At 76.4% G+C, this 25825-nt stretch carries 27 protein-coding genes; 11 read left to right on the top strand and 16 right to left on the bottom strand.

Translation table 11 applies throughout. From position 1 onward, the window contains the following. The 5 genes from BM165_RS20290 to BM165_RS20270 all read left to right on the top strand — a co-directional run bounded on the left by BM165_RS20290 (position 1) and on the right by BM165_RS20270 (position 4696). On the top strand, positions 1–657 hold the full coding sequence (locus tag BM165_RS20290; RefSeq protein WP_075015360.1) for a hypothetical protein: 657 nt from the start codon (positions 1–3) through the stop codon (positions 655–657). Positions 658–719: 62 nt separating this feature from the next. Beyond that, the gene (locus BM165_RS20285) at positions 720–1793 is read left to right on the top strand and encodes a TIGR03885 family FMN-dependent LLM class oxidoreductase (protein ID WP_075015359.1); all 1074 of its coding nucleotides are present in this window, start codon (positions 720–722) and stop codon (positions 1791–1793) included. Positions 1794–1911: 118 nt separating this feature from the next. After that, a complete protein-coding gene (locus tag BM165_RS20280) occupies positions 1912–3579 on the top strand; it encodes an alpha-amylase family protein (protein WP_075015358.1) in 1668 nt (555 codons plus the stop codon). Between the two features lie 132 nt (positions 3580–3711). Then, positions 3712–4296 (top strand): hypothetical protein, encoded by a 585-nt coding sequence (locus BM165_RS20275; RefSeq protein WP_075015357.1) that lies wholly within the window; start codon positions 3712–3714, stop codon positions 4294–4296. A gap of 112 nt (positions 4297–4408) precedes the next feature. After that, positions 4409–4696, top strand: coding sequence for a putative quinol monooxygenase (locus BM165_RS20270; RefSeq protein WP_075015356.1), 288 nt, complete (start codon positions 4409–4411; stop codon positions 4694–4696). Positions 4697–4725: 29 nt separating this feature from the next. On the opposite strand, the gene BM165_RS20265 is transcribed toward BM165_RS20270, so the two are convergent. The 5 genes from BM165_RS20265 to BM165_RS20245 form a co-directional block, all read right to left on the bottom strand. Further along, a complete protein-coding gene (locus BM165_RS20265) occupies positions 4726–5508 on the bottom strand; it encodes a hypothetical protein (RefSeq protein ID WP_075015355.1) in 783 nt (260 codons plus the stop codon). 75 nt (positions 5509–5583) lie between these two features. After that, positions 5584–6348, bottom strand: coding sequence for a sulfite exporter TauE/SafE family protein (locus tag BM165_RS20260; protein WP_075015354.1), 765 nt, complete (start codon positions 6346–6348; stop codon positions 5584–5586). Beyond that, the gene (locus BM165_RS20255; protein WP_075015353.1) at positions 6345–7118 is read right to left on the bottom strand and encodes a sulfite exporter TauE/SafE family protein; all 774 of its coding nucleotides are present in this window, start codon (positions 7116–7118) and stop codon (positions 6345–6347) included. The genes BM165_RS20260 and BM165_RS20255 overlap by 4 nt, the downstream gene beginning before the upstream one ends. Before the next feature lie 22 nt (positions 7119–7140). Next, positions 7141–7719 (bottom strand): GNAT family N-acetyltransferase, encoded by a 579-nt coding sequence (locus BM165_RS20250; RefSeq protein WP_075015352.1) that lies wholly within the window; start codon positions 7717–7719, stop codon positions 7141–7143. Further along, positions 7710–10286 (bottom strand): DEAD/DEAH box helicase, encoded by a 2577-nt coding sequence (locus BM165_RS20245; RefSeq protein WP_075015507.1) that lies wholly within the window; start codon positions 10284–10286, stop codon positions 7710–7712. The genes BM165_RS20250 and BM165_RS20245 overlap by 10 nt, the downstream gene beginning before the upstream one ends. A gap of 133 nt (positions 10287–10419) precedes the next feature. On the opposite strand from BM165_RS20245, the gene BM165_RS24965 reads away from it, so the two are divergent. Both BM165_RS24965 and BM165_RS20240 read left to right on the top strand, forming a co-directional pair. Next, positions 10420–10557: a hypothetical protein gene (locus BM165_RS24965; RefSeq protein WP_177225263.1), complete on the top strand. Its 138-nt coding sequence runs from the start codon at positions 10420–10422 to the stop codon at positions 10555–10557. Between the two features lie 120 nt (positions 10558–10677). Beyond that, complete coding sequence (locus tag BM165_RS20240; RefSeq protein WP_143108253.1) at positions 10678–11535, top strand: SDR family oxidoreductase; 858 nt, start codon at positions 10678–10680, stop codon at positions 11533–11535. Between the two features lie 80 nt (positions 11536–11615). On the opposite strand, the gene mmuM is transcribed toward BM165_RS20240, so the two are convergent. From mmuM to BM165_RS20225, 3 genes are all read right to left on the bottom strand, one after another. Continuing rightward, positions 11616–12530, bottom strand: coding sequence for a homocysteine S-methyltransferase (mmuM, locus tag BM165_RS20235; protein ID WP_075015351.1), 915 nt, complete (start codon positions 12528–12530; stop codon positions 11616–11618). 26 nt (positions 12531–12556) lie between these two features. After that, on the bottom strand, positions 12557–13225 hold the full coding sequence (locus BM165_RS24435) for a hypothetical protein (protein ID WP_075015350.1): 669 nt from the start codon (positions 13223–13225) through the stop codon (positions 12557–12559). A gap of 203 nt (positions 13226–13428) precedes the next feature. After that, positions 13429–14010 carry a dihydrofolate reductase family protein gene (locus BM165_RS20225; protein ID WP_075015349.1) on the bottom strand — a complete coding sequence of 194 codons (582 nt, stop codon included), beginning with the start codon at positions 14008–14010 and terminating at the stop codon, positions 13429–13431. Positions 14011–14090: 80 nt separating this feature from the next. On the opposite strand from BM165_RS20225, the gene BM165_RS20220 reads away from it, so the two are divergent. Next, the gene (locus BM165_RS20220) at positions 14091–14756 is read left to right on the top strand and encodes a winged helix-turn-helix transcriptional regulator (protein WP_075015505.1); all 666 of its coding nucleotides are present in this window, start codon (positions 14091–14093) and stop codon (positions 14754–14756) included. Positions 14757–14779: 23 nt separating this feature from the next. Continuing rightward, positions 14780–15226 (top strand): alternative ribosome rescue aminoacyl-tRNA hydrolase ArfB, encoded by a 447-nt coding sequence (arfB, locus tag BM165_RS20215; RefSeq protein WP_075015348.1) that lies wholly within the window; start codon positions 14780–14782, stop codon positions 15224–15226. A 5-nt stretch (positions 15227–15231) separates the two neighbouring features. Here the strand turns inward: arfB and BM165_RS20210 are convergent, their stop codons facing one another. From BM165_RS20210 to BM165_RS20195, 4 genes are all read right to left on the bottom strand, one after another. Beyond that, positions 15232–15876 carry a GNAT family protein gene (locus BM165_RS20210; RefSeq protein WP_075015347.1) on the bottom strand — a complete coding sequence of 215 codons (645 nt, stop codon included), beginning with the start codon at positions 15874–15876 and terminating at the stop codon, positions 15232–15234. 177 nt (positions 15877–16053) lie between these two features. Continuing rightward, on the bottom strand, positions 16054–17004 hold the full coding sequence (locus BM165_RS20205; RefSeq protein WP_075015346.1) for a PRC and DUF2382 domain-containing protein: 951 nt from the start codon (positions 17002–17004) through the stop codon (positions 16054–16056). 96 nt (positions 17005–17100) lie between these two features. Then, positions 17101–17919, bottom strand: a complete 819-nt coding sequence (locus BM165_RS20200; protein WP_244274359.1) for a TetR/AcrR family transcriptional regulator C-terminal domain-containing protein — start codon at positions 17917–17919, stop codon at positions 17101–17103. A gap of 381 nt (positions 17920–18300) precedes the next feature. Then, positions 18301–18750: a DUF2000 domain-containing protein gene (locus tag BM165_RS20195; RefSeq protein ID WP_075015504.1), complete on the bottom strand. Its 450-nt coding sequence runs from the start codon at positions 18748–18750 to the stop codon at positions 18301–18303. Positions 18751–18800: 50 nt separating this feature from the next. On the opposite strand from BM165_RS20195, the gene BM165_RS20190 reads away from it, so the two are divergent. After that, the gene (locus BM165_RS20190; protein WP_075015345.1) at positions 18801–19589 is read left to right on the top strand and encodes an AraC family transcriptional regulator; all 789 of its coding nucleotides are present in this window, start codon (positions 18801–18803) and stop codon (positions 19587–19589) included. A 91-nt stretch (positions 19590–19680) separates the two neighbouring features. Further along, positions 19681–21186, top strand: a complete 1506-nt coding sequence (locus BM165_RS20185) for an aromatic amino acid ammonia-lyase (protein ID WP_075015344.1) — start codon at positions 19681–19683, stop codon at positions 21184–21186. A gap of 63 nt (positions 21187–21249) precedes the next feature. Here the strand turns inward: BM165_RS20185 and BM165_RS20180 are convergent, their stop codons facing one another. From BM165_RS20180 to BM165_RS20160, 4 genes are all read right to left on the bottom strand, one after another. Next, complete coding sequence (locus BM165_RS20180; RefSeq protein ID WP_244274358.1) at positions 21250–22077, bottom strand: hypothetical protein; 828 nt, start codon at positions 22075–22077, stop codon at positions 21250–21252. A gap of 365 nt (positions 22078–22442) precedes the next feature. Continuing rightward, the gene (locus tag BM165_RS20170; RefSeq protein WP_075015503.1) at positions 22443–23570 is read right to left on the bottom strand and encodes a uroporphyrinogen-III synthase; all 1128 of its coding nucleotides are present in this window, start codon (positions 23568–23570) and stop codon (positions 22443–22445) included. A 51-nt stretch (positions 23571–23621) separates the two neighbouring features. Continuing rightward, positions 23622–25079, bottom strand: coding sequence for a PP2C family protein-serine/threonine phosphatase (locus BM165_RS20165; protein ID WP_083427550.1), 1458 nt, complete (start codon positions 25077–25079; stop codon positions 23622–23624). Then, positions 25079–25810 (bottom strand): GAF and ANTAR domain-containing protein, encoded by a 732-nt coding sequence (locus BM165_RS20160; protein ID WP_083427549.1) that lies wholly within the window; start codon positions 25808–25810, stop codon positions 25079–25081. Before BM165_RS20160 ends, BM165_RS20165 begins: the two co-directional genes overlap by 1 nt. Between the last annotated feature and the right edge of the window lie 15 nt (positions 25811–25825).

The following is a 25825-nucleotide window of genomic DNA, read 5'->3' as shown; positions in this document are numbered from 1 at the left end:
GTGACCTGGCTCCTGGTGCACCCGCCGCTGCTCGGACCCGCCGTGCTCGGCCCGCTGGCCGCCGGGCTGCGCGCCGGCGGGGCGCGCGTGGCGGTGCCCGACCTGCGCGGGGAGGTCCAGGACCCCACGGGCACCGGCCCGTCCGCGGCCGGCTGGGACCGGCGGTGGGCGGCGGCGGTGGGCCCGGCCGACGTCGTCGTCGGCTTCTCCGGGGCCGGCATCGTGCTGCCCGCCGTCGCCGCGGCGTGCGGTGCCCGCCGGGTGGTGTGGCTCGACGCCGTCCTGCCGCCGGAGGAGGGGACGGCGCGGTGGCCGGCCGACGTCCGGGCGCGGGTGGCGCCCCTGACCGGCGACGACGGCCGGGTGGCCGACTGGACGACGTGGTGGGGCCCCGACGCGATGGCGGAGCTGCTGCCGGACCCGGACGTGCGGGCCGCCGTCCTCGCCGAGGGGCACCGCCTGCCCGCGGACCTGTGGTCGGCCGGCGTCGCGGTACCGCCGCTGACCGCCGAACCCCGGTACGTGCACCTGTCGGCGGCCTACGACGCCGACGCCGCGGCCGCACGCGCGCGCGGCTGGCCGGTCGCCGGGGACGGTCGTGGGGCGCACCTCGACGTCGCCACCGACCCCGCCCGGGTGGCCGCGCTGCTCGGCTGAGGCGGTTGCGGCACCTGCCGGTCCGCCCGGCGCCCCGGCTGCCGCTGCGGTAGGCACGACCGGTGACCGTGATCGGCTTCCACAACTCCCACGAGCAGGTGCACCCCGCCGAGCTGCTGACCGCCGTCCAGCACGCGGAGGAGGTCGGCTTCACCGCGGCCATGTGCTCCGACCACTTCGCGCCCTGGAACTCCAACCAGGGGCACTCGGGGTTCGCCTGGTCGTGGCTCGGGGCCGCGCTGGCCACCACCGGCCTGCCCTGCGGGGTGGTCAACGCCCCCGGACAGCGCTACCACCCGGCGGTCATCGCCCAGGGCGCCGCGACCCTGGCGGCGATGTTCCCCGGGCGCTTCTGGATGGCGCTGGGCAGCGGGCAGGTGATGAACGAGCGCATCACCGGCACGCCGTGGCCACCCAAGCGCGTCCGGGACGCCCGGCTGCGGGAGTGCGTCGACGTCATCCGCGCCCTGCTGGCCGGTGAGGAGGTCACCCACCGCGGGCTCGTCGACGTCGAGCGGGCCAAGATCTGGTCGCTGCCGGAGCAGCAGCCGGCGCTGATCGGGCCGGTGATGAGCGTGCCGACGGCGCGGCGGCACGCCGACTGGGCCGACGGCTTCATCACGATCAACCAGCCGCACGAGACGCTGCGCGAGCTGGTGGGCGCCTACCGGGACGCCGGCGGGCAGGGCCGGCTCGTGCTGCAGGTGCACCTGTGCTGGGACCCCGACCCCGAGCGGGCGAAGCAGGTCGCCTACGAGCAGTGGTACACCAACACCTTCCCGCCGCCGCTGTGCTGGGACCTCGACGGGCCCGAGGCGTTCGAGCTGGCCAGCGCCTACACGCCGCAGGAGGCGGTCGAGGGTGCGGTGCTGGTGAGCTCCGACCTCGGGCAGCACGCCGCCTGGCTCGCCGAGTACGCCGAGCTCGGCTTCGACGAGATCTACCTGCACCACGTGGGCAAGGAGCAGAAGCCGTTCCTCGACGCGTTCGGTGAGCACGTGCTGCCCCAGCTCGGGGTCACGCGGCCCGAGCCCGCCGTCGCCCTCGACGGGCCGGACGGGCCGCGCCGGCCGCGGCAGGAGACCGAGCCGGTGCAGCCCAGCGTGCTGCCCGAGGGTCGACCGACCCCGCCGTGACCACCGTCCGCGTGCCGAGTGGGCACCTGACGCCGTCCCCGCCAGCGTGTCCGCGCGTGTCGGAGGCAGCAACTGCCCACTCGACGTCCCGCCCATCCCGAGCCGAGGGGACCCCACCGTGAAGATCACCGACACGGCCGACGTCTGGTGGAAGACTGCGGTCGTCTACTGCCTCGACGTCGAGACCTACCTCGACTGGAACGGCGACGGGTGCGGTGACCTCGAGGGCCTGTCCCAGCGCATCGAGCACCTGGCCGACCTCGGCGTCACGTGCCTGTGGCTGATGCCCTTCTACCCGACCGCCGAGCGCGACGACGGCTACGACATCACCGACTTCTACGGCGTCGACCCGCGGCTGGGCTCGCTGGGCGACCTGGTCGAGGCGATCCGCACCGCCAACGACCGGGGCATGCGGGTGATCGCCGACCTCGTCGTCAACCACACCTCGGTCGAGCACCCGTGGTTCCAGCAGGGCCGGCGCAGCAAGGACGACCCGTTCCACGACTTCTACGTCTGGCGCGACGACGAGCCGCCGGACACCTCCGACCAGGTCGTCTTCCCCGACCAGGAGAGCTCCACCTGGACGTTCAACGAGCCGACGGGGGAGTGGTACCTGCACCGCTTCTACAAGGAGCAGCCCGACCTCGACGTCACGAACCCGCGCGTGCGCGACGAGGTCGCCAAGATCATGGGGTTCTGGCTGCAGCTGGGCCTGTCGGGCTTCCGCGTCGACGCCGTCCCGTTCTTCCTCGAGACGCAGGGCACCGACGCCGCCCTCCCCGACCCGCACGAGTACCTGCGGGCGCTGCGGTCCTTCCTCGGCCGCCGCACCGGCAGCGGCATCCTGCTCGGCGAGGTGAACCTGCCGCACGACCAGCAGCGCGACTTCTTCGGCGGCGACGACGGCGACGAGCTGACCATGCTCTTCGACTTCATCGGGATGCAGGCGATGTACCTGTCGCTGGCCCGCGCCGACGCCGGCCCGCTCGTCACCGCGCTCACCGAGCGGCCCTACGTCGACCCGGACAGCCAGTGGGCGACCTTCGTCCGCAACCACGACGAGCTCACCCTCGACAAGCTCACCGAGGACGAGCGCAAGGAGGTCTTCGCCGCCTTCGGCCCCGAGGAGCGCATGCAGGTCTACGGCCGCGGCCTGCGCCGCCGCCTGCCACCCATGCTCGACGGCGACCCGCGCCGGGTCCGCATGGTCTACAGCCTGCTGTTCTCGCTGCCCGGCACGCCGGTCCTGTTCTACGGCGAGGAGATCGGCATGGGCGAGGACCTCTCCGCCGAGGGCCGGCTCGCCGTCCGCACGCCGATGCAGTGGACCTCCGGGCCCAACGGCGGCTTCTCCACCGCCGACCCCGACCGGCTGCCCGGGCCGGTGGTCAGCGGCGGGTTCGCCCCGGAGTTCGTCAACGTCGCCGACCAGCGCCGCGACCCCGACTCGCTGCTGTCCTTCGTCAAGCTCCTCGTCCGCCGCTACCGCGAGTCCCCGGAGCTCGGCTGGGGGTCGTTCCGGGTGCTCGAGCAGCCGCACGCCGCGGTGCTCGCGCACGTCTGCGAGTGGGACGACGCCACGATGCTCGCCGTGCACAACCTCGGCCCCGAGCCGCGCACCGTGCCGCTCAGGCTCGACGGCTGCGGCGCGTCCCACCGGCTGGAGGACCTGCTGGAGACCGGGACGACGCCGCTCGGCGACGACGGCGCGGTCGAGCTCACCCTCGACGGCTACGGGTACCGCTGGCTGCGCGTGGTCGCCGAGGACAGCCGCCGCCTGCTCTGACGACGGGCGGTCATGCCGATGGCACGGGCGGTGGCCGCGCGCCGGGTCCCGCGCTCGGTGCCCGCGGCGGTGACCCGGCACGCCCGGCCACCTGTCCGGGGCCGTCGGTGGCCCCGCCTAGCGTGATCACCGATGACCGATCCCGCCGCCCCCCCGCAGTCCGCCGTCCCGTCGACCCTCCCGCCGACCGCTGCGCCCGCCACCGCCCCGCTGGGCACGCCGGGTGCGGCCGGGGCGACCGCCGCCGGGGACGCTCCCGCCGCCGCGCCCGCGGCCCGGCCGGAGGGGGCGTCACCGGCCGGCCACCTCGCCACCGGCCCGCTGCCGGGCCGCCCGCCGGCTCCTCCCGCCGCGCCCCAGGCCCCGCGGCGGCGCACCGGCCCGATGACCCGGATGGGGCCGTGGGCGCCCGTGGCGGGCGCCACGCTCGGCCTGCTGGCGGGCCTGGCGGCGGCCCTGCTGCTGGTCGGCCGCGCCGAGTCCTTCGCCGAGAGCCTGTCCCTGGTGCTGCTCGTCGTCGGGCTCACCCTGCTCGGCGCGGCGGGGGTGCTGCTGGCCGACGAGGTGCGGCTGGTCCGCCGTGGCACGCGCGAGGCCGCCGTCCGCCCGGCCTGGGTGGAGGCGACCGCCGGCCTGGTCAACGGGCTCACCCCCGCGCGGCTGCTGCTCGGCACGGCGGCCTTCGTGCTCTTCCTCGCCGCCTACACGGGCCGCTGAGCACGGCGCCCGGTGGTGACGGTCGGCACCGTGGCGGCGACGACCGATGACTGCGCTCGCGGCGAGGGGTCTGCCCTGCACGGACGTCCGGACCACCACGGAGGAGCAGCGCATGGTCGTCGTCGCGGGACACGTCGTCGTCGACCCCGGACTGCGCGAGGCCTACCTCGCCGGCTGCGTGGCCGTCGTGGAGCAGGCCCGCCGGGCACCGGGCTGCCTGGACTTCGCCCTCGCCGCCGACCTGGTGGACCCCGGCCGCATCGTCGTCCTGGAGCGCTGGGAGACGCGGTCGGCCGTCGAGGCGTTCCGCGGCAGCGGTCCCAGCGGTGAGCAGAGCGCGGCGATCCTCTCGGCCTCGGTGGCCGAGTACGACGTGGCGGACGCGCGGCCCCTGACCTGACCGGCACGCCGGCCGGGCCGGCGCGGACGTCAGCCCGACGACTCCGCGCCGGGATCGGTGTCCGGCCCGGAGGAGGACCGGGGGTCGGGGTCGCGCAGGCTGGCGGGGTCCAGCCGCCCCTCGACGATGTCGTCGGCCACGTCGTCGACCACCCGGCCGGTGGCGAAGGCGTGCGCGCGCAGCACGGTGAGCGTGTCGACGACGTCGAGGCCCAGCGCCACGGTGGCCACGCCGGTGGCCTGCCAGACCCGGCTGCGGCGGCGGGCGTCGGGGGAGTCCCACCAGCGGGCGCCCTCGTCGACCGGCTCGGAGGCCGAGGAGCGCACCAGCTCCTCGGTCAGCACGAGCAGCGCCGCCTCGACGTCGTCCCGCGGCACGGAGCTGAGGGTGTCGAGTTCGCGGGCGTACAGGTCGACGATGACCGTCGGCCCCAGCGGCGGGGCCAGCGGCAACGAGAAGACGGCCCGGTAGGGCGTCTCACCGAGCAGGGCCGAGTGCAGCTCGGGCCAGTTGCGGGCGATGTCCTCGAGGTCGAAGACGATCGCCCGGCCGGTGTCGTGGGCGCGGAGGCACGGCCCGTCGCCGGCCGTGAACTGCAGCTGCTCGGCGTGCGAGGTGGTGCGGTCGCTGGCCCCGATCGGGGTCCGCAGGCCCGCACCCTCGTGGATGCTCAGCGCGGCGCCGTCCACGCCGACCGCCTGGGCGAAGGCCCGCGCCAGCCGCGAGGGCGCCATCTCCGGACCTCCCTCGCCGTCGGACGCCGGGTCCTGCAACGCATCGAGGAACCGTCCTGCCGCGTCGTTCGTGTCCACCCTCTGCCGTCCTCTCGTCCTCCGCTGCAGGGACACCTTCGTCCCCTGGTCCCGCGCGCACCACACCGGGGTCGCTCAGCCGTAGGCGTCCACCGCCAGGACCACCGCGAGGGCCAGGCCGGCCAGCGCGATCAGGCGGCGCAGCAGCACCTGCGGGACCCGCCGGACCACCCGCGGCCCGAGCCGGCCGCCGGCCAGGCAGCCCAGGGCCAGCGGCAGCGCGGCACTCCACGCCACGGGAGCGAGCACCACGAAGCCGACGGCGGCCACCGCGTTGGCCGCGCCCAGGACGACGTTCTTCAGGGCGTTGCTGCGCGGCAGGCCCTCGCCGGTGCCGAGCAGGAACAGCGCCAGCAGCAGCACCCCGGCCGCGGCGCCGAAGTAGCCGCCGTAGACGGCCACCAGTGCCGTGCCGGCGACCAGCCACCACGGGTCCCGGCCGCGCCGGGTGCGGCGGCCCTCGGCGGCGAGCTCGCGCGGGGGGCGCTGCAGCAGGATCGCCAGCGCCGCCCCGCCGATGAGCACCGGCACCAGTCGCTCGAACGCCTCGGCGGGGGTGATCAGCAGCAGCCCCGCGCCCGCCGAGCCGCCGAGCACCCCGGCGGCCACCATCGGCAGCAGCCGGCGGCCCTGACCGGTCAGCTCCGGCCGGGAGGCGCTCACCGACCCCACGCTGGTGAGCACGAGCGCGACGGTGTTGGTGACGTTCGCCGTCACCGGCGGCAGCCCGGTCGCCAGGAGTGCGGGGTAGCTCACCAGCGAGGCGAGCCCGGCGATGCTCCCCGTGAGTCCCGCGCCCAGGCCGGCTACCACCAGCAGGGACCACTCGAGCACGCTCACCGGGCCACCAGCACCACGACGGCGACGACCCCCAGCACGACGATCGCCGCCCGCAGCACCGCGGACGACAGCCGCCGGCCGTACCGCGCGCCGAGCAGCCCGCCGGCGAGCGAGCCGGCGGCGACCAGCGCCGCCGCCGTCCAGGCGACCCGGTCGGGAGCGACGAGCACGTAGACCAGGGCCGCGACGGCGTTGACCGCCGAGGACAGCACGTTCTTCAGCGCGTTGAGGCGCTGCAGCGGCTCGGTGAGCAGCAGGCCGAACAGGCCCACCTGGAGCACGCCCTGGCTGGCGGCGAAGTAGCCGCCGTAGCTGCCGGTGCCGTACGCGGCGGCCACCAGCCCGGCCAGCCGCCACCCCCGCGGGGTCCCGTGCGGGCCGGTCCGGGGGCCGGCCAGCCGACGGGTCAGCAGCGGCTGGACCGCGACCAGCACCACGGCCAGGCCGACCAGCACCGGCACGACCGCCTCGAACGCCGCGGCGGGCAGGTGCAGCAGCAGGAAGGCGCCGGTCACCGCCCCGAGCGCCGACGCCGGCAGCAGCCGCAGCAGCAGGCCGCGCTGCCCGGTGAGCTCCCGCCGGTAGCCCACCGCGCCGCCGAGGCTGCCCGGGACCAGGCCCAGGCTGTTGGACACGCTCGCCGTCACCGGCGGCAGGCCGGTGGCGAGCAGCACCGGGAAGGTCACCAGCGTCCCCGAGCCGACGACGGCGTTGATCGCTCCCGCGGCCAGCCCGGCCACCGCGACCGCGAGCACCTCCACCGGGGTCACGCCGCCACCGCCGGCCGTCGCCTCACGCGAGCGCGGTGACCGCGGCGAGCAGGTCGTCGTCGAGCGGCCGGCCGGCCGGCACCAGCCGGACGGCGGCCGGGTCGGGGTTGCCGGCGTCCGGGCCGCGCCGGACGAGGGTCGGTCCCGCCCGCTCGGCCCGCCGGCGCGAGGCGGTGTCGTGCTCCAGCAGGCAGGCGACCGCCGGCCGCTCCGGGGCGACGGCGCGGGCGGCGTCGAGGGCGGCGGTCACGAGCTCGCCGGCCAGCCCGTGGCCCCACGCCGGCGGGGTGAACCGGTAGGAGAGGTTCCACCACCGCGTGCCCTGGCGGCGGGCACAGCCGCCGGTGCCGACGAACCGCCCGGCGGGCAGGTCCCCGACGTCCCCGCGCAGCCGCGCCGACCAGGAGCCCAGCCCGTCGGCCGTCCAGTGGCGCACCGGTGCGCCGATCCCGGCAGCCGTCCGCTCGCGCGAGGTGTGCCGGCCGGAGGGCAGGTGCTCCCACGCGCCGGGGTCGGACAGCAGCGCGTGGTGCTCGTCGAGGTCGGCGGGGACGACGGCGTCGAGCCGCAGCCGCGCGGTCGTGGCGTGCCTCAGGTCCACGCGTCGTCCCGGCGGCCGGCGCCCACGACCCGCAGCACGAGCTCGCCGGCCTCGTCGGAGGCCGCGAGGTCCACCTCGGCGTCGATGCCCCAGTCGTGGTCCCCGGCCGGGTCGTCGACGATCTGCCGCACCCGCCACACCCCGGGCGTGCCGCGGTCCCAGACCAGCAGGGCCGCCCCGCGGGCGTCGGCGCCGGTGCGCACCTCGGCGTGCTCGGCGAAGTAGGCGCGCACCACCTCGCCCCACCGCTCGGCGTCCCAGCCGGAGCCGGCGTCGAGCTCGCCGAGGTCGTACCAGCGCCGCCGGCCCCACAGCTGCACGCGGGAGAACAGGGCGTTGCGGACCATCGCGGTGAAGGCCCGCTCGTTGCCGGTCAGCGGCCGGGCCCGCGCCGGGACGGCGACCGGCGCGTCGAGCGGTGAGTCCGGGCTGGTGAGCTGCTCCCACTCGTCGAGCAGGCTCGAGTCCACCTGCCGCACGAGCTCGCCGAGCCACTCGACGAGGTCGGTGACCTCCTCCGTCCGCGCCGCGGCCGGGACGCCGGACCGCAGCGCCTTGACCGCGTCGGACAGGTAGCGCAGCACCGCGCCCTCCGACCGGGTCAGGCCGTAGGTGGAGACGAACTCCTTGAACGTCATCGCCCGCTCCCACATCTCGCGGACGACGGCCTTCGGGGAGGGGTGCGCGTCGCGGGCCCACGGGTTGCTGCGGACGTAGACCTCGAAGGCGTGCTCGAGGAGCTCCTCCAGCGGCTTCGGGTACGTGACGTCCTCGAGGAGCTCGATGCGCTCCTCGTACTCGATGCCCTCGGCCTTCATCTGCGCGACCGCCTCGCCGCGCGCCTTGTTGGCCTGCGCGGCCAGCACCTGCCGGGGGTCGTCGAGGGTGGCCTCCAGCACGCTGACGACGTCGAGGGCGTGGGTGTCGGAGTCGGGGTCGAGGAGCTCGACGGCGGCCAGCGCGAACGTCGACAGCGGGGAGTTGAGCGCGAAGTCCGGCGGCAGGTCGACCGTCAGCCGGTGGCGGCGGCCGTCGGGCTCGGGCTCGGGCAGCCGCTCGAGCACGCCGGCCTGCAGCAGCGAGCGGGCGATGCCGATGGCCTCGCGGATGTGCCGCAGCTGCCGCTTGCGGGGCTCGTGGTTGTCGGTGAGCAGCCGGCGCATCGCGGCGACCGGGTCGCCGGGCCGGTCGACGACGTCGAGCAGCATCGCCGTCGTCACGCGGAAGGAGCTGCTCAGCGGCTCGGGCTCGGCGTCGACGAGGCGCTCCATGGTCGCCTTGGACCACGGCACCATCCCGTCGGGGACCTTCTTGCGGACCAGCTTGCGGCGCTTCTTCGGGTCGTCGGCGACCTTGGCGAACTGCCGCAGGTTCTCCACCTCGTGCTCGGGCGCCTGCACGACGACGGTGCCCGCGGTGTCGTAGCCGGCGCGGCCGGCCCGCCCGGCGATCTGGTGGAACTCCCGGGCGTTGAGCAGCCGCGTGCGGGTGCCGTCGTACTTGCTCAGCGCGGAGAACAGGACGGTGCGGATCGGCACGTTGATGCCGACGCCGAGGGTGTCGGTGCCGCAGATGACCTTGAGCAGGCCGGCCTGGGCGAGGGTCTCCACCAGCCGCCGGTACTTCGGCAGCATCCCGGCGTGGTGGACGCCGATGCCGTGGCGCACCAGCCGCGACAGCGTCTGCCCGAACGCGCTCGTGAACCGGAAGCCGCCGATGGCCGCGGCGATCGCCGCCTTCTCCTCCTTCGTCGACACGTTGACGCTCATCAGCGCCTGCGCCCGCTCCAGCGCCGCGGCCTGGGTGAAGTGGACGACGTAGACCGGCGCCTGCCGGGTGTCGAGCAGCTCCTGGATCGTCTCGTGCGCCGGGGTGGTCGCGTACCAGTGGTGCAGCGGCACCGGGCGCTCGGCGGAGGCGACCAGCGCGGTGGGCCGGCCGGTGCGGCGGGTGAGGTCCTCGCGCAGCCGGGTGGTGTCGCCGAGGGTCGCGCTCATCAGCAGGAACTGGGCGCGCGGGAGCTCCAGCAGGGGCACCTGCCAGGCCCAGCCGCGGTCGGGGTCGCCGTAGAAGTGGAACTCGTCCATGACGACGAGCCCGATGTCGGCCGTGCTCGTCTCCGGTGGCCCACCCTCGCGCAGCGCCACGTTGGCCAGGATCTCCGCGGTGCAGGCGATGACCGGCGCGCCGGCGTTGACGCTCGCGTCCCCGGTGAGCATGCCGACGTTGGCCGCCCCGAACACCCCGCACAGCGCGAAGAACTTCTCGCTGACCAGCGCCTTGATCGGGGCCGTGTAGTAGCTGCGCCGTCCCGCGGCCAGCGCGGCGTACTGGGCGCCGGTGGCCACCAGCGACTTGCCCGAGCCGGTCGGCGTCGCCAGGACGACGTTGGCGCCGCTGACCAGCTCGATGAGCGCCTCCTCCTGGTGCGCGTACAGCGGCGTGCCGCCGTCCTCGGCCCAGGCGGCGAAGGAGGTGAACAGCTCGTCGGCGTCGTCGCCCCGGGCGCGCAAGGCGGTGAGGTCGCCGGGGTCGTCGAGCAGGGGGAGGGGTGCGGTGGCGGTCATCGTGGCCACCAGCGTGCCCGATGCCCCCGGCCGCCCGGCGGGTCGCCCGGAGGTCACGAAACGGCAACGACCCGTCCAGGAGCGCGTACATGGCGCCGAAGGGGTAGAAAGGTGAACAGGAAGTGAACGAGAGATGGCGGGGCAGATGCGCATCGAGGAACGACCGTTGGTCCACTGGGTGCCCGTGACCGGCCGCGACGGCCGGCGGCACATGGAGATGCGCTGGGAGATGCCGGCGCCGACGCCGGTCCGGACGACCCGCGCCGCCTGACGCCGGACGGCCGCCGGGCGGTTCCCGGCGGCAGGGTGCGGGGTAGCGGGACGGCGACGCGGTGCGGGGGAGACCACCCCGACACCGCGCGCCGCCCGACCGTGCACCGAGGAGAAACCCGTGTCGTCACCGCGCCCCGAGTCCCAGCCCGAGCAGCAGCAGTCCCCGCCCGGGACGCTCGGTGAGATGGACCCCAAGCCCGACCACGGCGAGGAGTCCTACCGCGGCTCCGGGAAGCTGACCGGCAAGCGCGCCGTCATCACCGGCGGCGACAGCGGCATCGGCCGTGCGGTCGCGATCGCCTTCGCCCGCGAGGGCGCCGACGTCCTCATCTCCTACCTGTCCGAGCACGAGGACGCCCAGGAGACGGCCCGCTACGTCGAGGAGGCCGGCCGCAGGTGCGTGCTCGTGCCCGGTGACCTGTCCGACCGGGCGCACGCCAAGACGATCATCCCCAGGGCGGTCGAGGAGCTCGGCGGCATCGACGTCCTGGTCAACAACGCCGCGTTCCAGATGTCCCACCAGACGCTCGACGAGATCAGCGACGAGGAGTGGGACCACACGGTGGCCCTCAACCTCACCGCCATGTTCGTCCTGTGCAAGGACGCCATCCCGCACATGCAGCCGGGGGCGTCGATCATCAACTCGTCGTCGGTCAACTCCGACATGCCGCGGCCCAACCTGGCGCCGTACGCGATGACCAAGGCCGGGATCGCCAACTTCACGGCGAGCCTCGCCCAGATGTACGGGGACAAGGGGATCCGGGCCAACAGCGTCGCGCCCGGGCCGGTGTGGACGCCGCTGATCCCCGCGACGATGGACGCGGAGAAGGTCGCGAGCTTCGGCTCGGAGGTCCCGCTCGGCCGCGCCGCGCAGCCCGCCGAGCTGGCACCGGTGTACGTGCTGCTGGCCAGTGACGAGGCGTCCTACGTCTCGGGTGCGCGGGTCGCCGTCACCGGGGGCAACCCGATCCTCTGAGCGCAGTCCCGCGATGATCAGGTGACCTGATCGTCGGGCGTCCTCCCTCACGTCCCACCGTGAGGGAGGACGCCGCACGATCAGGGACCCTGATCGTGGCGCAGCGTGCGGGCGATCGCGGCGATGCCGGCCGGGCCGACGCGGCAGCAGCCGCCGACCAGCCGCGCACCGGCCCGGACCCACCCGGGGACGGCGGCGGTGTCGACGTCGCCGGTGCCCCTCCACCGCCTGGCCGCGGCGTCCCAGACCTCCCCGCTGTTGGGGCAGGCCAGCAGGGGGAGCCCGGCCGCCGCGGCGGCGTCCAGGGCCGGCCCGACGGCGGCCGGGTCGGTGCAGTTGACCCCGACGGCGACCACCTCGGGCACGCCGCGGGCCATCGCGAACACGTCGGCAGCGCGTTCCCCGCGGCGGGTCCGGGCGACCCCGTCGGCGTCGACGACCGTCGTCAGCGACAGCCACACCGGCACGCCGAGCGACGTCGCCTCGGCCAGCACCGCCTCGACCTCGGCGGCGGCGGGGAGGGTCTCGCAGGCCAGGACGTCGGCACCGGCCTCGGCGAGCGCGGCCATCCGCGGCCGGTGGAACGCGCGCAGCCGGTCGACGCCGACCTCGGCCACGTAGCCGCCGGTGTACTCCGACCCGTCGGCCAGCGCGGCGCCGTAGGGCCCGACCGAGCCCGCGACCCACGACCCCGGGGCGCTGCGGCGGGCGAGCTCCACCGAGCGGGCGACCAGTGCCAGTGCCCCGGCGCGGTCGAGGCCGGCGGCGGCGAACCCCTCGACGGTCGCCTGGTAGCTCGCCGTCGTCGCCACCTGCGCGCCGGCCGCGGCGAAGGCGGCGTGGACCGCGACGACGGCGTCCGGGTCGTCGCGCAGCAGCCGCGCCGACCACAGCGAGGAGGACACGTCGTGCCCCCGCGCCTCGAGCTCGGTCGACAGCCCGCCGTCGACGACGACCGGTCCGGCGGCGAGCGCCGCGGGCAGAGAGGTGGTCACCGCACCATCGTCCGCCGGGGCGGGGGTCAGTCCAGGCAGTAGGTGGTCACCAGGGCCGTCCCGAGGGGTTCCCGCTCGTAGACGTCGACGAACTGCTGCGCCTGCTCGACGGTGGCGAAGTAGACGGCGACCCGGTGGTCGTCCGGGGCGACGCCCAGCTGCTCGGCGGCGCCCTGGTCGCAGGAGACCGAGCCGATGCCCGACCCGGCGAACCCCTGGCCGATCAGGAAGGACTCCGCCTCGCCGACCGCATGGGACTCCCCGGCATCGCCCGGGGAGCCCGCGGCCAGGTAGACGCCCCACAGCCGTGCGCCGTGGGTCGAGACGACCTCGGTGGGGTAGCCGGCGGGCCGGCCGGTGCCGGGCGGCACGTCCTGGGGCGCGTGCTCGCCGGGCGGCTCCGGCGCCGCCGTGTCCGGTGCCGCCGTGCCCGGTAGCGACGTGCCCGGTGCCGTCGCGCCCGGTGTCGTCGGCTCGGGGGTCCGCCCGGCCGGGGGCCCGTCGCCGGACGCCTGCTCGACCGCCCCCTCGGCGGGCTCGGTCGGCTCGGCCGTCGGGGTGGTCGGCTCTGCCGTCGAGGGCGCCGAGGAGCCGGTACCGGTGTCGGATGCGGTGCGGGTGACGTCGTCGCCGTCACAGGCCGTGAGCAGCAGCGCGGCCGTCAGCAGCGAGGGGACGAGGACGGAGCTGTACATCAGGGACCTCCTGGGTGGTGGGGCCCGTCAGGATCCGCAGCCCGCACCTGGCTCACCAGGCATCCCGCGCCGACGATCCGCCGAACCGTGACCGTCCCGTGGGCAACTCCTGCCACGTCGGCCGGTGTGTCGGGAGGAGCCGTTGGCAGGCCTGTCCTCACCGTGGGTGACCGATCGCGGACCGTCACCGCGACCCGACCGGCTCAGCGCGCCCGGCGGTAGTGGCTGAGCACGACACCGGTGGTGGTCGGCACCGACTCGACGAGGTCCCAGCGCAGGTGCGCGCCGGTGGGGAAGAGGGTCCGGCCGCTGCCGAGGACGACCGGTGCGACGGCGAGCCAGGCGTCGTCGACCAGGCCGGCCGGGAGCAGGGTGGCCAGCAGGTCGGGGCTGCCCAGGACGGTGAGGTCGAGGTCGGTGGCGGCCTTCAGGGCGGCCACGGTCTCGGCCGCGTCACCGGCCAGCAGTGTCGAGTTGGCCCAGGTGGGCGCGTAGCCGGCGTCGCGGGACACGACGTACTTCTGCTTCGCGTCGAGCACCGGGCCGAACGGGTTGTCCGTCGTGCCGGCCCAGGCTGCCTGCATGCTCTCGAAGGTCCGCCGGCCGAAGAGCATCGCGCCCTCCCCGGCCATGCCCCGCCCCATGACCTCGCCGAGGACGGCGTCGGGGTACGGGCCGAACCAGCCGCCGTGCGCGAACCCGCCGCGGGTGTCCTCGTCCGGCGAGCCCGGTGCCTGCGCGACGCCGTCCAGGCTGACGTTCTCCACGATCGAGATGCTGCCCATCGCTCCTCCTCGGTCGACTACCACTACAGAAGTAGTAGTAGTCGCTACCGGAGACGTAGCGCAAGGGTACGGTGGACGCCGTGCCGGACCGGCGGAGCTACGACGACCCCTGCGGCATCGCGCGCGCCCTCGACGTGGTGGGGGAGCGGTGGGCCCTGCTCGTCGTCCGGGAGCTGCTCCTGGGGCCCAAGCGCTACACCGACCTCGCCCGTGGCCTGCCCGGCAGCAGCCCGACGGTGCTGAGCCAGCGGCTGCGCGACCTGGAGGCGGCCGGCCTGGTGACCCGCTCGGCCGCCGGTCCACCGGTCGGCGGGCACGTCTACGCCCTGACCCCCCGCGGCCGCGACCTCGAGGACGTCCTGCTCGCCCTGGGCCGGTGGGGATCGCGGACGGAGCAGACCTCGGCCGGCGCGCTCGGTACCGACGCCCTCGTCCTCGCGCTGCGCACCACGGCCGACCCCGCACGGCTGGCCGGGTGGTCGGCGCGGGTGGAGCTGCGGGTGGAGGACGGCGCCGGCCCCGACCGGATCGTCCTCACCGTCGACGGCGGCCGGCTGGCCGCCGTGCGGGGAGCGGCCGACCGGCCCGACGCCGTCCTGGCGGGCCGGGCGTCGGCGCTGCGTCCCGTGGTGTTCGGCCGCCGGGCCCTCGACGACGCGCTCGCCGCCGGGGACCTGCGCGTCGAGGGGGAGGAGTCGGTGGTGCGCAGGCTGCTCGCTGCGGTCGTCCCGCCCGTGCCCGCGTGACCGGGTCCGGGAGACTGGACGGCGTGCCCGCCACCGACGACCACGCCTCCGGTGACCTGCCCGTCACCGGCTCGTTCGTGGTCCCCGCGGGGGCGCTGGCGTGGCGGTTCTCCCGCTCCTCGGGTCCCGGCGGCCAGGGGGTGAACACCGCCGACTCCCGGGTGGAGCTGTCGGTGGCGCCGCTCGAGCTGCCCGGGCTGACCGACGCCCAGCGGGCGCGGCTGCAGCAGCGCCTGGCAGGCCGGCTGACCGACGGCGGCGTGCTCACCGTCGCGGCGAGCGAGCACCGCCAGCAGCTCCGGAACCGGCAGGCCGCGCGGGAGCGGCTGGCCGCGGTCCTGCGCGCGGCCCTCGCCGCGCCGCCGCCGGCCCGGCGCCGCACCAAGCCCACCCGCGGCTCGCAGGAGCGGCGGATCGCCGAGAAGAAGCGCCGCGGCGAGCTCAAGCGCCGCCGCGGTGGCTGGGACTGACCGCTCTACAGCTCCGGCATCGGGACGCCGGGCGGCCGCACGGTCACCCACAGCGGCAGCCGGCCGTCGGCCGAGCGGGTGGCCAGCACCACCTCGAAGCCGAGGCCGCGGGCGAAGCGCACCACCGCCCACGCCGGCGCCACCAGTGCCGCCGGGACGCCGTCGCGATCGCAGCGGGCGAGCGCCGGCGCGAGCACCGCGCCGCCGAGGCCACGCCGGCGGGAGCGGGGCCGGGTGGCCAGGGCCCGCAGCCGCCAGTGCGGGCCGGCGGGCAGCGCCGCGGCGAGCTCGGCGTCGGTGGCGGCGACGTCGGCGGCGCGGTCGGCGTGCAGCCGCGGCACCTCCCGCTCGAGGGCGGCGCGGACGTCGGCCGGCACCGGGGCCGCCGCGCCGTGGGGGGCCGCCCACGAGGCGACGGCGTCGACGTCCTCGCTCACCCAGGTCGTGCCGGTGGTGACGCCGCGGTGCGCGTCGAGCTCGGCCAGCCGGGTCAGCCGCTGCGTGCGCCCGTCGACCGGCAGGGCCCAGCGCACCCAGCGCGACTCCGCGAAGGAGACGGTGAGGGTGGCCGCGACCCGGGGCACGTCGCGCGGCTCTGCGGGCCGGATGACGGGGACGCCGATGTGGACCGTCGGCCCGGGCTCGGTCATGCCGCCATGACACCACGCCGGGTCCGCCAGGGTCCGGACACGGCGAGGGCCCGGACACGGCGAGGGTCCGGACACGGCGAGGGCCCGGACACGGCGACGGGGCCGGCCCTCGATGGGCCGGCCCCGTCGTGACGAGGTGGTGCGCCCGGTCGCCCGGGCCGTGGTGCCGCTGGGGGACTAGCGGCCGATCTTGCCGTCGTTGTCGCGGTCGAGTGCGTCCTTGGCCTTGTCGGCCAGGCTGCGCTTGCCACCGGTGGTGCCGGTCGTGGTGCCGGTGACGCCGTCGGTGTCGACCTCGATCTCCTCCTTGCGCACCTGCTCGGAGACCTGCTGCTGCTCGGTCACCGTCTGGGTGTCCAGGCGCACGCGCTCGACCGGGACGGCCTCCTTGGAGACCACGGGGCGCTCGGCGTGCAGCACGACCTCGTGCTCCTCCTCCGAGATCGCCGGGCCGTCGTAGGCATTGCCCACGTTGGCGTCGGTGATCGGCTCGCGCTCGACCCGGACCTCCTCGTGCGAGACCGGCACGGTCTGCGTCACGTTCTCGGTCACCACGTACTTGCGCAGCCGCGCCCGGCCGGCCTCGACCTGCTGGGTGCCGACCTGCAGGTGCTCCTCCGAGCGGGTCATCGCGTTGTCCGTCGTCGGACCGGAGGTGTCGTGACCCACGGTCCGGCCCTGGACGTCGTCGTAGACGCCGTCGCCGTCGCGGTCGGCCCGGCCGGTGCCCATGCCGGCGGTGCCGGTCGTCGTCCCGGTGGTGGTCGTCTGCGTCATGCCCTGCTGGGCCATGCCCTGCGTCTGCGTGCCGGTGCCGGAGCCCAGGCCGTAGTAGCGGTAGAGCTCCTGCTCCTCCTGGGGGGACAGGTGGCCGCCGGCGACGTCGACGTGCGGGGCGTTCTTGACCTTGGCCTTGTCGTAGGGCACGTGCAGCTCGCTGCCCTGCACGGAGGCGTCGGCCAGGGGCACGAAGGCCTCCTTGGTGCCGAACAGCCCGGTGCGGACGGTGGCCCACTCGGGGCGGCCGGACTCGTCGTCGAGGTAGACCTCACCGACGGTGCCGTGCTTGCCGTCGGGGCCGACAGCGGTGCTGCCGATGACGCTGCTGATCTGCTGGTCCGTGATCATGTGTGCTCCTCGCTGAGGGGATGTCGTGGACGGCCCGCTGCCGCTCGCGGCCGGGGTGCCGGGGGTGGCGGGCCGCTGTCTGGCATGCCCAGCGGTTTACGACGTAAACCCGATCCCCCGGTCGGATGTGCCGTCGCCGGGGACGCGCCCCTCCGCCCGTGCCGTCTCCAGCCGGCCGAGGAGGTTCTCCAGGGCCTCCTCGAACTCGGCTGCCGTCTCGTCGCGGGACAGCAGCTCCTCGAGCTCGACCACCAGCGGGTACTCCGAGAGGTCGGTGCCGGGGTCCGGCGCCGTGTCCGGCGTGTCCTCCGCGTTGATCTGCACGCCCTTCTGGGACACCTCGAGCAGCAGGTGGCCGAGCAGGAAGCTGGAGTACGCCCGGTAGGCGCCGACCGCGGCTTCGGCGGAGAAGCCACTGTCGATCATGGCCTGCAGGAAGGACTCCACCCAGCGGAGGCTGCGCAGCGGCGGGCGCACCCAGGGCGCGGCCGGCGGCCGGGTGGCCACCAGCGGGAAGACCTCGGGGTGGGCCAGGGCGATCCGCCGGACCCCGTGCGCCAGCCGCTGCAGGAAGTCCTGCCAGCCGTGCGCGGCCCGCAGGTGGACGTCGGGGTCGCCGTACAGCTCGTCGATCACGGTCTCGACGACGCCGTCGAGCAGCTGCTCGCGGCCGGGGACGTAGCGGTAGAGGGCCATGGCCTCCACCCCCAGGTGGGCGCCCAGCCGGCGCATCGTCAGCGCCGCCAGGCCGTGCCGGTCGATGTACTCGACGGCGGCGCCGAGGATGCGCCGGCGGTCGAGACCGGCCCGTCCCGTGTGCGGGGGCCCCGCGGGGACGACGGGCGCCGCGCCTCCGCGCGCCTCCGGTGAGTCGGGGTCGGGACGCCGCATGGGGATCGTGTCGTCGCCGTCCACGTGCGCCTCCCGTCCCTGCCGTACCGGTACCGTCCGGTTCCATCGTCTTCTCGCCGTCCGCACCACGACCGGTGCCCACCGGTGAGGGATCCGGAACGCGGCATCGACCTCGTCGTGCCCGGAGGCGAGGCGTACGAGAAGGACGTCGGCGTGGTGGCGGTCGGTCGTGGTCGACGACGCCGATGGCATCTGCGCCCGTCTCGACGCGGCGCTGCAGCGCTCGAGCGACGCCCACCCCGATCCGTGGGGCCAGGACGGGAGGGCGCCGGCCACGCCGGGCCGGTTCGCCCCGTGCCTGCCGCTGGTCCCGCTACAGCAGGCGCCGGTGCGATGAGCGTCTCGACGTCTGACCCCCGTGTGCACTTCCGCGGAAGTGCACGCTCAGGGGTGCATCCGCGCGCCCTTGGTGACCTTGTCGACGGCGGTGCGCGGGCCGTGCACGGCGATCCCCACCAGAGCGAGGTCGGCGCCCCGCACCGCCCGCACGGCGGCCCGGTTGTCGGCGTCGCCGCCGGTGGCGAACAGGTCGGCGGTGAACAGCGACGTCGGCAGTCCGCGCTCCAGCGCCCGCGTCCGGGCCCGGGCCAGCACCTCGGCGGAGCCGGTGAGCACCAGCACCGGCTGCCGGAACATCGCCAGGTACCGGGTGCCGTCGGCGTCCTCGTAGGGCCGGCCGACGAGCTCCGGGACGGCCGCCGCGACCGCGCTCGCGAGGAAGGCGGTCACGTTGAGCTCCTGCCAGGGCAGCAGGCCGTCCCGGAGCACGACGGCGATCTTCGTCGTCCACGGCGGGCCGGCGGCGGTGGTGTCCTCGGCGGGGAGCGTCTCCATGCACCGCACTGTCGGGCCGGGCGGGCCGCCGGCTCTTGTACGTTCCTGGCGTGGCAGCCGAGGTGGTCGCCTGGCGGCCCCCGGTCCCGGGCCTGACCGAGGCGCTCCACGCCCGGTTCACCGACCACGTCTACCCGCCGCACACCCACGACGCCTGGACGCTGCTGCTCGTCGACGACGGCGCCGTCCGCTACGACCTCGACCGGCACGCCCACGGCGCCTCGCCGTCCGCGGTCACCCTGCTGCCCCCGGGTGTGCCGCACGACGGGCGGTCGCAGTTCCCCGGCGGCTTCCGCAAGCGGGTGCTGTACCTGGAGCCGTCGACGGTGGGGGAGCAGCGGATCGGTCCCGCCGTCGACCGGCCGGACGTCGCCGACCCCGTGCTGCGGGACCGGGTCTCGCGGCTGCACGCCGCTCTCGCGCCCCACGTGGAGGGGCTGGAGGCCGAGAGCCGGCTCGCGTTCGTGCTGGAGCGGCTCCGCCGGAACCTCGACCGGACGGTCGCCGGCGTCCCCGCCGTGCGGGACGACCCGCTCGCCGACCGGCTGCGCGACCTGCTCGACGCCCGGCTGACCGAGGGCGTCTCCCTCGAGGCGACAGCGGCCGCGTGGGCCGTCCACCCCACCCACCTGGTCCGCGCCTTCACCCGGCGGCACGGGCTGCCGCCGCACCGCTACCTGACCGGACGGCGGGTCGACCGCGCCCGGCGGCTGCTCCTCGACGGGCGGCCACCGGCCGAGGTGGCGACCGCGGTCGGCTTCTACGACCAGGCGCACCTGACCCGGCACTTCCGCCGGATGCTGGCGACGACGCCGGCGGCCTACCAGCGGTCGGCCTGAGCGCCCGGGCGCGGTCGCCGGACGGGAGCGCGCGGACCGCCCGGTCCGCGGGCCGGCCGCCCTAGGCTGCGACCGGCCGGGGAGGCAGCCCATGACGACCGTCCGGATCGGTGTCGCACCCGTGTCGGTCGACGACCTGCTCGCCGTCGTCGACGGCGCCCGGGTCGAGCTGGAGCCGGCGGCGCGCGAACGCATCGCCGCCGCACGGGCGGTGGTCGACGAGGTCCTCGCCGCCGGCACCGCGGTGTACGGCCTCACCACGCAGGTCGGCCACCTCAGGGACACCCGGCTGACCGCGGAGGAGGTCCACCGCGAGCAGCAGTTCCTCGTCCTGTCCCACGCCGGCGGGATCGGGCCGCCGCTGCCCGTGCCGGTCGTGCGGGCCGCGATCGCCGTGCGGCTGGCCGGCATCGCCCGCGGCGGGTCCGGCGCCTCGCCCGCGGTCGCCGACACGCTGGCCGCGATGCTCAACGCCGGCGTCCACCCGGTGGTGCCGGCGACCGGCTCGGTGGGCGCAGCCGACGTCGCGCAGATGGCGTGGATCGCGCAGGTCGCGGTCGGGCTGGGCCGGGCCGAGCACCGGGGGGAGGTGCTCGCCGGCGGGGAGGCGCTGCGGCGGGCCGGGATCCCGCCCCTGGTCCTCACCGGCAAGGACGGGCTGGCCCTGGTCTCGGCCAACGGGGTGTCGGTCGGGCAGGCGGCGCTGGTCGTGGCGCGGGCGGCGCGTGCCGCGGCGGCCGCCGACGTGGCCGCCGCGCTGTCGATGGAGGCGACGCGGGCCAACCCGTCGGTCCTGCACCCGGCGGTGGGCCGGGCGAAGGGCGTCCCCGGGCAGGTGGCGGCCGCCGACCACCTCCGCGACCTGCTGGCCGGGAGTGCCCTGCTGGGACCCGACGGGCCGGTGTCGGTGCAGGACGCGCTGTCCTTCCGGGTCGTCCCCCAGGTGCACGGAGCGCTGCGCGAGTACGTCGCGGCCGCACGGGCGGCGGTGCAGGCCGAGCTGGGCGCCGCGGCCGACAACCCCCTGGTGTCGGTCGAGGACCGCATGCTGCTCAGCAACGGCAACTTCCACCCGATGGTGCTCGCCCTCGCGGCCGACGCGCTCCGGATCGCCCTCGCGCACGTCGGGCAGCTCAGCGAGCGCCGCATGTCCCACCTGTGGGAGGCGTTCTTCCGGCAGATGACCGGCCCGCCCCCCACGGCCGCGTACGGCCTGGCGCTGCGCTACCCCGCGGCCGCCGTGTCCGCCGAGCTCGAACAGCTGGCTGCGCCGGCGACCCTCGACGTCCCGTCGCTCGAGTTCGGCACCGAGGACCACGCGACGGGAGCGCCGCTCGGCGTCCGCAAGGCGGACGCGGCGGTGGGGCTGCTCGAGGACGTCCTGGCCGTGGAGCTGCTGCTGGCCTCCGACGTCCTCGCCACGGCACCGGCGCCGGCCGTGCTGGGTGCCGGGACCGCCGCGGCCCTCCACCTCGTCCACGGGGCGGTGGCGGCGGCGGAGCCGTACCCGGACGCCGTGCACCGGGTGCTGCGCGCCCACCTCGCCGACCTCGAGTCCACGCACCCGGCGGAGCCGGACGCCACGTCCGCCCCGTGACGGCGGTGCGGGTACACACCGCGTCCGGGGGAGGGGCCCGGCGGCGGGCCGGGCCCCGGACGGTCAGGCCAGGTCGGCCAGGGCCTCGGTGACCGCCTCGTCGCGGACGAACTCCAGCGCCAGCAGGCGGTGCACCAGGACCCCGCGGCGGGTCAGCCGCAGGTCGGCCGGGCGCAGCCGCGGCAGCGCCGAGCCGCCGGGCCGCGGGGTGGGCGGCGGCGGGTCGAGCAGGCCGCCGCGCTGCAGCTCGCCGAGGTCCTCCAGCGCCGCCCAGGTCGTCCACCCGCGCGGGTCCTGCGGCACCGGCGCGATCGGCAGCGGGATGCGCTCCCGCCGGCCGACCGCCGCCAGCAGCACCAGCTGCCGGCCGGTCAGCGAGCCCGCCAGCCGCAGGCCGCGGGCGACGACGGCGGCGTCGAGGTCGGCGGCGACGGCGGCCTCGGCGAGCAGGTAGCCCAGGTGCCGCACCCGCCACTCCTCGGCGGTGCCGCGCGCGGCGAGGACCACCGCCTCGCCGATCTCGTCGGCCGGCGCGCGGCCGCCCGGGCCCGGGGTGAGGAAGCCGTCGGTGCGCACCGTCCGGCCCTGCGCGGCACGGGTGACCGACAGCTCGGTCGCGAAGGCCAGCGCGGCACCGGCGCGGCACCGGGCGCGCGCGGACACCGGCGACGGCGCCTCGACGTCGGCGTCGGTCGCGGTGCGGCGCAGCCACGCGGCCAGGCCGTCGTGGAGACGCACCCTCGACGAGCCCGGGTCGAACAGCAGGCCGGCGGCCGTGCGCGCCATCGTCCCGGCCACCAGCGCACCGGACTCGACCAGCGCGCGTCCCGGCGTCTCCTCCAGCTGCTCCACGGCGTCGATCATCGCCGAGCCCGACGGCGGGGGCCTCACCACAGCGGGGCAGGACCGGTGAGCGAACCGGAACACGGGTTCAGCCCGACGGCGACAGCGGGGAGACGGCGGCCCGCGACCCTGCTCGACCATGGCCGCCCCGCGCCCGCGCGTCCACAGTTCTCGGCGGACTTCGCCACCCCGCTGGCCGCGGCGTCGCCGACCTGGCTCGGTCCGCTGCTGGGCAGCCTCGTCCGCCGGCTCGGCGGCTCGCTGGCCGATCGGTACGGCGGTGCCCGCACCCACCCCTGTACCTGCGCCCGGGCGCCCGCTCGGCCGGCGTGTGACCCTCGCGCTGGCGTCGAGATCGCGCGATCTCGTACGGCGGCGCCCGCCGGACCGTGCGAGATCGCGCGATCTCGACGTCACCCCCCGAGGCGGTAGCCGCGCTCGACGACGGTCTCCACCAGGCCCGGCCCGAGGGCGGCGCGCAGCCGGGTCACGGCCATCTCCACGGCCTGCCCGTCCCCGCCGCCGGGCAGCACCCGCACCAGGTCGGCCGTGGCGACGACGGCTCCCGGCCGGGCCGCCAGTGCGCGCAGCACCGCCATCGACCCCGGCGCCAGCTCCACCAGCCGGCCGTCGACGACCGCCGCGTGCCCGCGCACCTGCAGGTCCGTGCGGCCGACCCGCAGCACCGGGTCCCGCTCGGGCAGCCGGGCCACCACCTCGCGGGCGAGCGCACCCAGCCGCGAGCGCTCGGGCTGCACGGTGGTCACGCCCGCGGCCTCCAGCGGGCCGGCGGTGACCGGGCCGACGGCGACCGGCAGCACCCCGTCGCGCAGCGCGGCCACCAGCTCCTCGCGCAGGCCCAGCTCCTCCGCGACCGACAGCAGGCTGGCCGCGGCCGGCGCGCTGGTGAACGCGACCGCGTCGACCCCGCGCGCCACGACGGTGCCGACGAGCCGGCGCAGCGGGGCGACGTCCTCGGGCAGCACCCAGCGGTAGACCGGCACCGTCAGCACCTCGGCGCCGGTGGCACGCAGCGCCTCGACGAAGTCCGGCAGCGGGTCGCCGTGCAGCTGGACGGCGACCCGGCGTCCGGCCATCGGCCCCTCGGCACCGGAGAGCAGGTGCTCCAGCACCTCCGCCGAGGACTCCGACGCCGGCGACCAGGCGTCGACCAGCCCGCCACCGCGGATCGCCCCGCGCGCCTTCGGGCCGCGGGCGAGCACCCGGGCGGTGCGCAGGTGCTCGACCAGCGGCAGGTCCCAGGCGTCGGCGGCCTCGAGCCACCCGCGGAACCCGACGCCGGTGGTGGCGACGACGAGGTCGACCGGCGCCGAGAGCACGTCCTCGGTGGCGGCCACCAGCTCGGCGTCGTCGGCCAGCGGCACGATGCGGATGGCGGGCGCGTAGACGACGCGCGCGCCCCGGCGGTCGAGCAGCGCGCCCAGCTCCTCCCGGCGCCGCGCGGCGGTGACGGCGACCGTGTACCCGGCCAGCGGTGCCGGCGCGTCGGCGGGGGCCGGTCCGGGGAGGGGAGAGGTCACCACCCCATGGTGGCCCGTCGGCGGTGCGGGGACGTGTCGGGACCCGGCCGGTCAGGACCCGTCGGCGTCCCAGCAGGCGAGCAGCACGCTGGCGTCGTCCTGCAGGAGGCCGCCCTGGTGCTCCAGCAGAGCCCGCATCAGCCGGCGGGCCGTCTCCGGGGGCGGGTGCCCGGCCGCGACGGCGCGGGTGAGGAACTCCACCAGCCGCGCCTCGCCGAACCAGGCCCCGGCGGCGTCGCGGGCCTCGGTGACGCCGTCGGTGTAGAGGGCGAGCCAGTCGCCGGGCTCGAGCACCTCCTCGCCCACGCTGAAGCCGGACGTCTCCAGGCCGAAGGGGACCCGCCGCCCTGCACCGAGCTCCTTGACCACCCGGCCGCCGCGCAGCAGCAGGGGAGCGGGGTGCCCGGCGTTGACGTAGCGCAGCCGCCCGGAGGCGGTGTCGAGCTCGGCGAGGACGCCGGTGACGAACGCGCTGCCCGGGAACGTGCCCGACACGACCGCGTCGACGCCGAGCGCCTGCTCGTAGATGCCCCGGCCGTCACGGCGGACGCTGCGGTAGGCGGCCAGCGCGCCGGAGACCATGAGCCCGGCCGGCAGCCCGTGCCCCATCGCGTCGAGCACCGCCATCGACACCGTGTCCCGGGACAGGGAGTAGTCGAAGGCGTCCCCGCCGACGTCCTGGGCCGGCTCCAGCAGCCCGGCCAGGACGAACGACTCCGAGGCCGCCGTCAGCGGTGGGAGCTGCTGCCAGACGAGCTCGGCCGACGCCGTCCGCCGCGCCGTGCGCCGGGACCGCTCGAGGGCGTCACCGTAGGGACCCATCGAGGCGACCAGGTGCCCGACGAGCGAGGCCAGCCAGTGGCACTGCGCCCGCAGCCCGGGGTCCTCGAGCTCGAGCGCGGTGTCCACCCCCACCTCCAGCACGCCCACGCGGTCGGCGCCGTCGAGCAGCGGCACCCACAGCCGCGGCCCGCCCCGTCCCTCGGACGGCAGCGTGCAGGCCGACTGGAACACCCGTCCGGGCAGCGTCCCGTCGACGGCGATCGGCCCACCGGCGTCCTCGCCGTCGCGCGGCAGCCGGCGCAGCCGCCGCTGCTCGTCGTCGACGACGTGGACGGCGACGTCCACGCCCAGCGTCCGGCCCGCCTCGGCGGCCAGCGTGGCGAGACGGTCCGGCGAGCTGCGGCGCGCGGAGTCCAGCAGCTGCAGCATCGCCGCGAGCGGGCCGGTGGTCGGCCGGTGGCGGTACTGCGGGCGGGTGTAGGGAACCCGCCGGGCGGTGACGAGCTCGTCGAGGCGCTCGTTGACCGCCAGCGCCAGCAGGTCGCCGTCGACGGCGGGCAGGGGCAGCAGACCGTCCAGGTGGGCCTCGACGGCGAGCAGGTCCGCGTCGCCGCCGAGCGAGAAGTAGCGCATCCAGAGCTGCTCGACGGTGAGCCCGGCCATCGCCAGCGCCCCCCGCAGCGCCGCCCGCTGCTCGGCAGCCGGGGCCGGGCCGGGGTGCTCCATCAGCGGCGACGTCGGACGGCGGAGTCGACCACGGCCCGCGCGACCTGCCGCATCGTGCCGCCCCCGTCGCCGCAGCGGGCCAGCAGCATCCCGAGGGCGGCCTCCTCGCCGATGCCGTGCCGGGCCATCAGCACCCCCTTGGCGGTGCTGATGAGGTCCCGGCCGGCCAGGGCCTGGCGCAGCTCGTCGCTGGTCCGGCGGGCCCGTTCGAGGGACTGCACGTTGGCCACCAGGACCGCCGCCTGGGCGGCGAACATGCTGACCACGTGCTCGGTGTGCCCGTCGAGCTCGCCGGCGGTGGTGGCGTAGACCTTGAGCGCGCCGAGCGTGCGCTCCCCGGCCGAGAGCGGGGCGCTGATGGCCGCGGCCAGGCCCAGCCGGGCGGCCGCGGCCGCCCAGCTGGGCCAGCGCTGCTCGGTGGCCAGGTCGGGCACCCGCACGACCTGGCGGCCGGCGGTCGCGGCCAGGCACGGTCCCTCCCCCAGCTCGTACTGGAGGGCGTCGGCCTCCTGCACCCGCCGGTCGGTGGACCCGGCTGAGCGGCGGCCGTGCTCGTCGATGATCGACACCCCCGCCCCGGCCGCCCGCGGGACGGTCTCCAGGGCCAGCGCCCCGACCAGGTCGAGGGAGCTCGCGACGGTCTCCTCGGACAGCAGCAGGCCGGACATGCGGGCGAAGACGACGGACAGCTCGTCGGCGAGGGGGAGGTGCCGGGAGGCGTCTGGGCGCACGGTGCACCTCGGGGG

The sequence above is a fragment of the Geodermatophilus obscurus genome, from assembly GCF_900115395.1.
Classification (GTDB): domain Bacteria; phylum Actinomycetota; class Actinomycetes; order Mycobacteriales; family Geodermatophilaceae; genus Geodermatophilus; species Geodermatophilus obscurus_B.
This window is presented reverse-complemented; position numbering and strand designations above follow the sequence as displayed.